General features: G+C 72.6%; 7 protein-coding genes and 1 pseudogene. 4 read left to right on the top strand and 4 right to left on the bottom strand.

Going from position 1 to position 10,240, the window contains the following annotated elements:
* The 4 genes and pseudogenes from ABZ885_RS28985 to pyk all read left to right on the top strand — a co-directional run.
* A pseudogene (locus ABZ885_RS28985) lies at positions 1-504 on the top strand (hypothetical protein); the annotation flags it as partial.
* A gap of 130 nt (positions 505-634) precedes the next feature.
* Positions 635-2,800: a phosphate acetyltransferase gene (gene pta, locus ABZ885_RS28980; RefSeq protein ID WP_360194793.1), complete on the top strand. Its 2,166-nt coding sequence runs from the start codon at positions 635-637 to the stop codon at positions 2,798-2,800.
* Entirely contained in the window at positions 2,793-4,007 is a 1,215-nt protein-coding gene (locus tag ABZ885_RS28975; RefSeq protein ID WP_360194790.1) for an acetate kinase, read from the top strand. The genes pta and ABZ885_RS28975 overlap by 8 nt, the downstream gene beginning before the upstream one ends.
* A 94-nt stretch (positions 4,008-4,101) precedes the next feature.
* On the top strand, positions 4,102-5,529 hold the full coding sequence (pyk, locus tag ABZ885_RS28970) for a pyruvate kinase (protein WP_360194788.1): 1,428 nt from the start codon (positions 4,102-4,104) through the stop codon (positions 5,527-5,529).
* Positions 5,530-5,605: 76 nt separating this feature from the next.
* On the opposite strand, the gene ABZ885_RS28965 is transcribed toward pyk, so the two are convergent.
* The 4 genes from ABZ885_RS28965 to ABZ885_RS28950 all read right to left on the bottom strand — a co-directional run bounded on the left by ABZ885_RS28965 (position 5,606) and on the right by ABZ885_RS28950 (position 10,113).
* Positions 5,606-6,991 carry a hypothetical protein gene (locus ABZ885_RS28965; protein WP_360194785.1) on the bottom strand — a complete coding sequence of 462 codons (1,386 nt, stop codon included), beginning with the start codon at positions 6,989-6,991 and terminating at the stop codon, positions 5,606-5,608.
* Positions 6,988-7,629 (bottom strand): DUF6114 domain-containing protein, encoded by a 642-nt coding sequence (locus ABZ885_RS28960; RefSeq protein ID WP_360194782.1) that lies wholly within the window; start codon positions 7,627-7,629, stop codon positions 6,988-6,990. Before ABZ885_RS28960 ends, ABZ885_RS28965 begins: the two co-directional genes overlap by 4 nt.
* A gap of 134 nt (positions 7,630-7,763) precedes the next feature.
* A complete protein-coding gene (locus tag ABZ885_RS28955; RefSeq protein ID WP_360194779.1) occupies positions 7,764-8,429 on the bottom strand; it encodes a DUF6230 family protein in 666 nt (221 codons plus the stop codon).
* A 688-nt stretch (positions 8,430-9,117) separates the two neighbouring features.
* Entirely contained in the window at positions 9,118-10,113 is a 996-nt protein-coding gene (locus tag ABZ885_RS28950; protein ID WP_360194776.1) for a tetratricopeptide repeat protein, read from the bottom strand.
* Positions 10,114-10,240: the final 127 nt, after the last annotated feature.

The raw sequence follows: 10,240 nt of genomic DNA, 5'->3' as shown, positions 1-10,240 counted from the left end.
TACCCGCTCCTGTCCGGCCTGGTGATCGTGGCGGGCGCGCTGACCGAGCGGCGGCTGCGCGGCCCCCGGTCGAAGCGGGAGTTCGGCACCCCGGTCGGCGGGACCGCGGTCGCGCTCACCGTGCACGCCCTGGTCGGGGTCGTCATCGGCCTGGTCTACCAGAGCCTCGCCTTCGAGTCGTTCCTCCCCAGCGCCGCCGAGGTGTCGCTGCCGCCCGGGCTGACCGTCGAGAGCAGCACCGACGGCTACTGCGGCTCCAACTTCTGCTCCCGGACCCTGACCATCGGCAGCACCACCGGCGCGCCGCCCGCCGAGGTGGCCGCCCGGCTGCGGGCCGCGCTCGCCGCCGACGGCTGGACTCCGGGCCGTGGAAACGCCCTGGTGCGCCCGCACGGCTGGCTGCTGGACGGGCGGCTGTCGGACGTCTACGTCAGCGAGGACCCGCGTGGCGCCTCGGTGGAACTCGCCGGCTCGGAACTCACCCAGGGTTCCGGCCGGCCCTGATCCGGCCCCGCCGGACGTGACCTTCGCCCCTTTCCCCGGCCGGGCCGTCCTGCTCGCGGACGTGTGTTCGCGGTGCGAAGGTATGGTCGAGATGACCACTCTCTGAGACGACGGGACGGAGACAGCCGCCGTGGCGCGCAGCGTGTACGTGACCGGGATCGACCGGGGGGACGGCCGCCAGGCGGTCGAACTCGGGGTCATGGAACTGCTCACCCGCCAGGTGGACCGGGTCGGGGTGTTCCGGCCCCTGGTGCACGCGCACGCACCTGGAGAACCCGGCTCGGACCACGTCGTCGAGCTGCTGCACAGCCGGTACCGGCTCGACCTGCCGGCCGACGAGCTGTACGGGCTCACCTACGAGGAGGCGGCCGCCCTGCAGGCCGCCCAGGGGCAGGACGAGCTGGTCTCCGTCCTGGTCGACCGGTTCCGCGCGGTGGAACGGCGCTGCCAGGCGGTGCTGGTGCTCGGCACCGACTTCGCCGACACCAACATCCCGGACGAGCTGGCCTTCAACGCCCGGCTCGCCAACGAGTTCGGCGCCGCCGTGCTGCCGGTGGTCGGCGGGCACACCCAGGACGCCCGGACCGTGATCGCCGAGGTCCGCAACGCCCACCGCGCGTACACCGACCTCGGCTGCGAGACCCTGGCGATGGTCACCAACCGGGTCGCCCCGGGCGTCAAGCAGCGGATCCAACGCGCGCTCACCGAGAAGCTGCCGATCCCCGTGTACGTCATCCCGGAGGAGCCCGCGCTGGCCGCGCCCACCGTCGCACAGCTGGTCGAGGCGACCGGCGCCGAGGTGCTGCTCGGCGACGCGGCCGGCCTGGCCCGGGACGTCCGCGGCTTCGTCTTCGGCGGCGCCATGCTGCCGACCTTCCTCGACGCACTGACCGAGGGCGCCCTCGTCGTCACCCCCGGGGACCGCGCCGACCTGGTCGTCGGCTCGCTGGCCGCGCACGCCGCCGGCGCCCCGCCGATCGCCGGCGTGCTGCTGACGCTCGGCCAGCACCCCGGGCCGAACATCATGGCGCTGGCCGCCCGGCTCGCCCCCGGCACCCCGGTCGCGGTCGTCCCCGAGGGCAGCTGGCCCACCGCCGCCACCCTCACCCACCTGGAGGGCAAGCTCTCCGCGGCCAGCCCGCGGAAGGCCGAGATCGCCCTCGGCCTGTTCGAACTGCACGTGGACACGGCCGAGTTGACCAACCGCATCGAGGTCGGCCGGTCCGAGCGGGTGACCCCGATGATGTTCGAGCACGAGCTGCTGGAGCGGGCCCGCTCGGACCGCCGGCACGTGGTGCTGCCGGAGGGCGCCGAGGAGCGGGTGCTGCGCGCCGCCGAGATCCTGCTCCGCCGCAACATCTGCGACCTCACCCTGCTCGGCGACGTCGACGCCGTCCGCCGCAAGGCGGCCGCCCTCGGCATCGCCCTGCCGGCCGAGGGGGCACCTCCCGGCCGCCAGGCCGGGGGAGACGCAGCGGCCGACCGCGCCCAGGTCCGGATCGTCGACCCGGCCACCAGCCCGCTGCGCCGCCAGTTCGCCGAGCTCTACGCCAGGCTCCGCGCGCACAAGGGGATGACCGTCGAGCGGGCCCTGGACGTGGTCACGGACGTCAGCTACTTCGGCACCCTGATGGTCCAGGAGGGCATCGCCGACGGCATGGTCTCCGGCGCGGTGCACTCCACCGCCGCCACCATCCGGCCCGCCTTCGAGGTGATCAAGACCTCGCCGGGCGCGGCCATCGTGTCGAGCGTCTTCTTCATGTGCCTGGCCGACAGGGTGCTGGTCTACGGCGACTGCGCGGTCAACCCCGACCCGGACGCCCAGCAGCTGGCCGACATCGCCATCCAGTCCGCCGCCACCGCCGCCCAGTTCGGCGTCGAACCGCGGATCGCGATGCTCTCCTACTCGACCGGCACCTCCGGCTCCGGAGCGGACGTCGACAAGGTCCGCAAGGCCACCGAGCTCGTCCGCGCGCTGCGCCCGGACATCCTGGTCGAGGGCCCGATCCAGTACGACGCGGCGGTGGACGAGCACGTCGCGGCCACCAAGCTGCCGGGCTCGCCGGTGGCCGGGCGGGCCACCGTGCTGATCTTCCCGGACCTCAACACCGGCAACAACACGTACAAGGCGGTCCAGCGCTCGGCGGGCGCGGTGGCGGTCGGCCCGGTGCTGCAGGGCCTGCGCAAGCCCGTCAACGACCTGTCGCGCGGCGCGCTGGTCGAGGACATCGTCAACACGGTGGCGATCACGGCCATCCAGTCGCAGGAGCCTAAGGAGCGGACCAGCGGTGAGTGAAGGTACGCGCGTTCTCGTCCTGAACGCCGGCTCCTCGTCGGTGAAGTACCAGCTGATCGACATGCTCGACGGCGCCCGGCTGGCCTCCGGGCTGGTCGAGCGGATCGGCGAGGCCGGCGGCCGCCTGGTGCACACCCCGCGCACCGGCGGGAAGCGGGAGGCCCCCCGGGTCGTCCCCGACCACTCCGCCGCGCTGAAGGCCGTCGCCGACGAGCTGGCCGCCGACGGCCTGGGCCTGGACTCCCCCGAGCTGGCCGCGATCGGCCACCGGGTGGTCCACGGCGGCCTGCGGTTCACCGAGCCGACCGTGATCACCGACGAGGTGCTCGGCGAGATCCGCCGGCTCATCCCGGTGGCCCCGCTGCACAACCCGGCCAACATCACCGGCATCGAGGTGGCCCGCGCGCTGCGCCCCGACCTGCCGCAGGTCGCCGTCTTCGACACCGCCTTCCACGCCTCGATGCCCGAGCACGCGGCCCGGTACGCGGTGGACCGGGCGGTCGCGGACGAGCACCGGGTGCGCCGCTACGGCTTCCACGGCACCTCGCACCAGTACGTCTCGCGGGCCACCGCCCGGCTGCTCGGCAAGGACCCGGCCGAGGTCAACGTGATCGTGCTGCACCTGGGCAACGGCGCCTCCGCCTCCGCGGTCTCCGGCGGTCGCTGCGTCGACACCTCGATGGGCCTCACCCCGCTGGAGGGCCTGGTCATGGGCACTCGTTCGGGTGACATCGACGCGGGCGTGGTGTTCCACCTGCACCGGGTCGGCGGCCTGTCCGTCGACGAGATCGACGACCTGCTGAACCGCCGCAGCGGCCTGCTGGGCCTGTGCGGGGACAACGACATGCGCGAGATCATGCGCCGGGCGGAGGAGGGCGACGAGGACGCCCGGCTGGCCTTCGACGCCTACGTCCACCGGCTGCGCAAGTACATCGGCGGCTACTACGCCGTCCTCGGCCGGGTGGACGCGATCGCCTTCACGGCCGGGGTCGGCGAGAACGCCGCCGCGGTGCGGGCGGCGGCCACCGCCGGACTGGAGGAGCTGGGCATCGTGGTGGACCCCGAGCTGAACTCGGTGCGCTCCGGCGGGGCCCGGGTCATCTCGTCCGCGTACTCCCGGGTGGCGGTCGCCGTGGTGCCCACCGACGAGGAACTGGAGATCGCGCGGCAGGCCTTCGCCCTGGTGCACCGGCAGTCCGGGGACTGACACCCCGTCGTCTCGCTCCTCGGAATCCTTCGTCGGCGATTTCTCGCGATTCGTGCCGAATGCACCTATAACACGAACGGATAGACTGACCCATATGCGCCGAGCGAAAATTGTCTGCACCCTGGGTCCGGCGACGGACTCCTACGAACAGCTGAAGGCCATCGTCGAGGCGGGCATGAACGTCGCCCGACTGAACATGAGCCACGGCACCCACGCGGACCACGAGGAGCGGTACCGCAAGGTCCGCCAGGTCTCGGAGGACACCGGCAAGGCCATCGGCGTCCTTGCCGACCTCCAGGGTCCCAAGATCCGTCTGGCGACCTTCGCCAACGGCCCGGTGACCGTCGACAACGGCGACGAGTTCACCATCACCACCGAGGACGTCCCCGGTGACCAGCACATCTGCGGGACCACCTACAAGGGCCTGCCCGGCGACGTGAAGCCCGGCGACCCGATCCTGATCAACGACGGCGTCATCGCCCTGGAGGTCGTCAGCGTCGACGGCCCGCGGGTGAAGACCGTGGTGGTCGAGGGCGGCGTGCTCTCGAACAACAAGGGCATCAACCTGCCCGGCGCGGCCGTGAACGTGCCCGCGCTCTCCGAGAAGGACAAGGAGGACCTGCGCTTCGCGCTGGCCCTGGGCGTCGACATGGTCGCCCTCTCCTTCGTCCGCAACGCGGCCGACATCAAGGACGTCCACGCGGTCATGGACGAGGTCGGCATCCGCGTGCCGGTCATCGCCAAGATCGAGAAGCCGCAGGCCGTCGAGGCGATGGAGGAGATCGTCCTCGCCTTCGACGCCATCATGGTGGCCCGCGGCGACCTGGCCGTCGAGTACCCGCTGGAGCGGGTGCCGCTGGTCCAGAAGCAGCTGATCACGCTGGCCCGCCGGAACGCCAAGCCGGTCATCGTCGCCACCCAGATGATGGAGTCGATGATCCACGCCTCGCGCCCGACCCGCGCCGAGGTCTCCGACGTCGCGAACGCCATCCTGGACGGCACCGACGCGGTGATGCTCTCCGCCGAGTCCAGCGTCGGCAAGTACCCGGTCGAGACCGTCCGGACCATGAGCCGGATCTGCGAGAAGGCCGAGGAGGAGCTGATCTCCCAGGGCCTCCAGCCGCTGAACCCGGGCCGCAAGCCGCGCACCCAGGGCGGCTCGATCGCCCGCGCCGCCTGCGAGCTGGGCGACTTCCTCAACGGCAAGGCCCTGATCGCGTTCACCAAGTCCGGTGACACCGCGCGCCGGCTCTCCCGGTACCGCTCGCCGATCCCGGTGATCGCGTTCACGCCGGACCACGCCACCCGCAACCAGCTCTCGCTGAGCTGGGGCGTGGAGGCCCACGTCACCGAGCAGGTCGAGACCACCGACGAGATGGTCGCCCAGGTCGACCGCGAGCTGCTGCGCATGGGCGAGCTCGGCGGGGGCGACACCGTCATCGTCACGGCCGGCTCGCCGCCCGGCATCCCCGGCAACACCAACATGGTCCAGGTGCACCACCTGGGCACCCGGGGCGAGTAGGCACCCCGGAACACGCCCGTGGGGCGGTCCCTCCGCATCGGAGGGGCCGCCCCACGGGCGTTGTCGGCGCGTCCGCCTACTTGTCGCCGACGTACGGCTTGTCGTCGTTGTAGAGCTGCATGCCGGGGATCTTCAGCGTGCCGCCGAACTGGCCGGACTGGACCGCGGTGACGCCGGTCATCTGCATCCAGAGCGGGATCTCCAGCTTGCCGATCAGGTCGTACAGCCACTGCGGCAGCGGGCTGTCCGGGGTGAGGGTGAGCTCGCCCAGGTCGATCGGGATCGGGATGCCCAGCACCTGGGACAGGTGGCCGGACATCCGCTCCACGTACATGGTGACCGGGCCCTTGCGCATGGTGGAGACCGAGCCCGGAGCGCCCTTGACGTGGAAGGTCTTGCCGTTGGCCTCCCGTGTCGACATGTCGAGGTTCTCGATGTCCACGCTCTCGACCACGAACTTCAGCACCCGCTTGGTGGTGGTCGGCGTCTGGACGTCGACCACGCCCATCAGGACGGCGTGGTTCAGGGTCAGCCGGCTGGTCTGCAGGGTCCAGTTCTGGTCCGGGACCAGGATCGGGTTGTCCGCCGTCGCACCGGCGGCCAGTCCCTTCAACGGCACCAGGCAGTTCGGGTCCTTGCTCGGCGTGGCCGAGGCGGACGGCGTCGCGCTGCCGCCCTTGGCGGAGGACGCGGCCGGGCCGGTCGCCTTCGCGCTCGCGGACGGCTTCGCGGCGGCCTTGCCGCCCGTGGCCGACGCCGCCGGGCTCGGCGCGCCCGAGGGGGCGGCCGGTGCCGTCGTGACGGCGGAGGACGGCGCGGGCGCGGCCGGAGCCTGGGGAGCCGCGGCCGGGGCGGCCGGGGCCACCGCACGGCTGCCGGCGGCGGGCGCGGCCGGCGCCGGGTTCGCCGTGGTCGCGGAGGCCGACGGGCTCGGCGAACCGCTCGGGTGGACCAGGTTGGTGATCCCGCCGACGATGTCGTCGATCAGCCCGGCCTGGACGACCCCGCCGGAGCCGGTGGCCGCGGACCGGACGGGGGCCGAGGCCGGCGTCGTCGCGGACGTCGTCGCGGCCGTCGTCGCGGCCGCCGGGGCCTGGGTGGCCGGGGCCGCGGGTGCCGTCGTCGGCGCACCCGTGGGCGCACCCGTCGGCGTGGCCGTCGGGGTCACCGGGAGCGGCACCGACGGGCCGGGCAGCGGCGGGGGCAGCTCGCTCTTCGGAACGGGCGTCTCGGCCACGATCGGCTCGGCGTCCGGCGCGGTGGCGCACGGCTTGCCGGCGGCGGTCTCGGCGACCGCCGCGTTCGGCGTGTAGGCGGCGGCCATCAGCAGCGCGGTCGGCACCGCGGCCATCGCCAGCGCCCGCCCTCTCAGCCGGACCCGGACCGGCGTCCGGCGGGCCGCGTGCCGCCCGGAGCGCTGCTCCGGCAGGGCCGGCCGGCCCTGCTCCTCCGGCGCGCTCACCGTGCCTCCCCGGACTCGCCGGACTTCTGCGGGACGGTGCCCTCGGCGGCGGCCTGCTCCGGGGCCGGCGACCCGCCCTGGGCGGGAACGGCCGGCAGCGGCGCGGTGGCGGCCTCGGCGGCGGCGGGCTCGGCCTTGGCGGGCTCGGCGACCGCGGTGGTGGCAGTGGCCGTGGCAGCGGTTGTGGCCGGGGCCGCGGCGACCGCCTCGGCCTTGGCCTCCGGCTGCACCGGGTTCGGCGCCCAGGCGACCATCAGCCCGCCGCCGATCAGGCCGGGCAGCAGCGCGAGTCCGAAGCCGGCCAGGTTGGAGACCGGGATCGAGATCAGCGTGAGCAGCATGGTGGCGACGCCGGCGAACACCCGGACGGCCGGCTGGAACCAGGCGGTCAGGCCGAGCACGATCAGCAGGATGCCGATGATCAATGACCCGGCACCGGCCGTGGTCGCCATGGTGACCGTCATGCCGTTGAGCGACAGCTTGGCATACGGGAAGTACATGATCGGAACGCCGGCAAACATGGCCAGCAGGCCGCCGTAGTACGGCCGCGTCCGGCGGAAGGTACGGAACACCCGGCGCACCCACTGGGCGGGGTTCTCGTGCTCGGCGGGCCGGTATTCGGCAAGGGCGCTGGACACGATGCAGCTCCTCGATGGAGTGAACGAGGGGGAAAACGGAAGGGGGAGGACCGGGGACGGCGCACGCACCGCCCCCGACCCCCCGGGGTGCCACGGCCGGCGGCGGATCGGACGACCCGCCGCCGGTCAGTGGCTCAGTAGCACTCGTGCCCGCCGTCGGTGTGCAGGTTGAGCTTCAGGCCCTGGAGCTTGAAGGTGCCGGCCGAGGTGGCCCAGGCGGTCTGCTGCACGTTGGACAGGTCGGCCTTGTCGGCGGCCTGGGCGAAGCCCGTGGCGCCGGAGGGCAGGCCGGTGCCGAGACGGGACTTCCAGCCCTGGGTGGCGGTGCCCTTCAGGGTGGAGGCGTCCTGGCCGATGTTGATGTTGGTGAACTCGGCGTCGGCGTTCAGCTGGTCGAGGTCGATCAGCAGGTTCTTCGCGGTGACCTGCTTCGCCGGGTCGTCGCTCTGGCCGGCCTCGAGACGCAGGGTGATCTTGGGCAGCTTCCACGGCAGGCCGGGGATGACGTTCGGGTCGGTCACCACCGACTGGCAGAGGCCCTTGATGGTGGCCGTGTCGAAGGCCGAGACGGCCACCGGGTGCGGCGTGCCGTTAACCTCGGCGTCGATCGAGCCGAACTGCGCGAAGTTGGTGCCGTGCAGCTCCTGCGTGGTGACCTTGAAGTTCTGGCCGGAGACGCTGAACGAAGCCGCCAGCGCGTTGTTCGCCATCGCGACACCGACCGCGGCGGTGGCGGCGATACCCGGCACCATCACCAGGGCGAAGCGCTTCCAGCGGGTCTTGCCGTAGGTCTGGGACATGCGAGTCCTCCTTCTAGGACGTACATCTCCGGCGCCCGGCGGTGCGTCCCGCACCGGTGGGGGCCTGGGATGGGAGAGAGCTACGTCCTCGGTAGCGGAGAGCGCCGTGGGCGTCGTCGGACGCGGGAGCGGCCGGCACACAGCGGCACTCCCGTCCCTTCACCGACCACCCTCGTGGGGCGGCGGGCAGGACCGACGACATCGGCGATCACCCCCGAGCGACAACCAGCGACCGCGCGGGCCGCGCGGCCGGATCGAAGGACAGGAACCGCCGTGGGACCGCGGATACCCCCCTGCCCTCCCTGCCGACGGCCTCGGCCGACGGCTCGCCCGGTGGGGATCCCTCGCTCCGCTCGCCGACCGGCTGCCGGAGGGGTGGAGTCTGGGACCGGGCGACGCCGATGCTGCTTGAATCACGGGCGAAGCACAAGGGGTTCATTACTGACGGGTAATCCAACATCCAATGTCGGCGATCATGAATTTCGCCACATGCGCACCCTGAGTGACGGATTGGAGGAATCGTGACGAGGAAATCCCCCGGAAACACGAGCGAAACACCCGTGGGTGGTCACGCGAAGTGACCACCCACGGGTGATGTCAAGATTTGGTAAACCTCTGAGCCGATGACCGGATTGTCGCCAAATCTCCAGCGACACCGCAGGTCATCCGCCGTGCCAGGGACGCCCCGTCAGAACAGCACGCGGGCCAGCGCGGTGCGCGCCGCCGTCACCCTCGGGTCGTCCGCGCCGATCGCCTCGAACAGCTCCAGCAGCCGGAGCCGCGCGACGTCCCGGTCCTCGCCGAAGGTCCGCCCGACGGTGTCCACCAGACGCCCGAAGGCGTCCTCGACGTGACCACCGGCCAGGTCCAGATCGGCCGCCTGCAGCTGGGCCTGGACGTCCTTCGGGTCGGCCGCGGCCGCCGTGCGGACGGCCTGCAGGTCCAGCCCCTCCACCCGGCGCAGCAGCTGCGCCTGGGCCAGGCCGAGCTTGGCCTCGGCGTTGCCCGGCTGGTCGGCCAGCACGTTCTCGAACGCCTGGATCGCGCCGCCCAGGTCACCGCGGAGCAGCGCCTCGTGCGCGGCCTCCAGCGCCGGGTCCTCCGGCACGTACGGCGCGGGCTCGCCGGGGGCGCCGACGGGTGCCCCCGCGCCGCCGGCCACGCCGAAGCGCTGCTCGGCGACCAGGATCAGCTGGTCCAGCACCTTGCGGACGTTGGCCTCGTTCTCCGCGCCCTGGAACAGCGGCACCAGCTGGCCGGCCACCACGGCCATCACGGCCGGGATGCCCTGGATGCCGAACTGCTGCGCGATCAGCTGGTTGGCGTCGACGTCGATCTTGGCGAGCACGATCCGGCCGGCGTACTCCTCGGCCAGGCGCTCCAGGATCGGGCTGAGCTGCTTGCAGGGCCCGCACCACTCGGCCCAGAAGTCGATGACCACCGGCACTTCGGTCGAGCGCTGGACGACCTCGGACTCGAAGGTGTCCTCGGTGACGTCGATGACGAGCTCGTACGGGGCCTGGGCGGGTGCCACCCCGGCCGCTTCGGCGGCGGCGGCCTGACGGGCCCGCTCGGCCCGGGCCTGCTCGGCCTTCTGGGCAGCCTCGCCGGCTGCCTTCACTGCGGCGAGGTCGACCGCACCGCGCAGGGCGGAGCTGTTGAGACGCGAATTCCGTGGCTGCATGGCACCATCCTCCCCCGTCCGCGCCGCTCTCGGGCACCAACCTCCGGGAAAGTCGCTCCACGCGGGCTGCGCGGCGCTCGATCCCGGGGTGGACGACCCATCCCCCGGTAGCCTGAACCGTTTCGGC

Source organism: Kitasatospora sp. NPDC047058, from assembly GCF_040643935.1.
Taxonomy (GTDB): Bacteria; Actinomycetota; Actinomycetes; order Streptomycetales; family Streptomycetaceae; genus Kitasatospora.
This window is presented reverse-complemented; position numbering and strand designations above follow the sequence as displayed.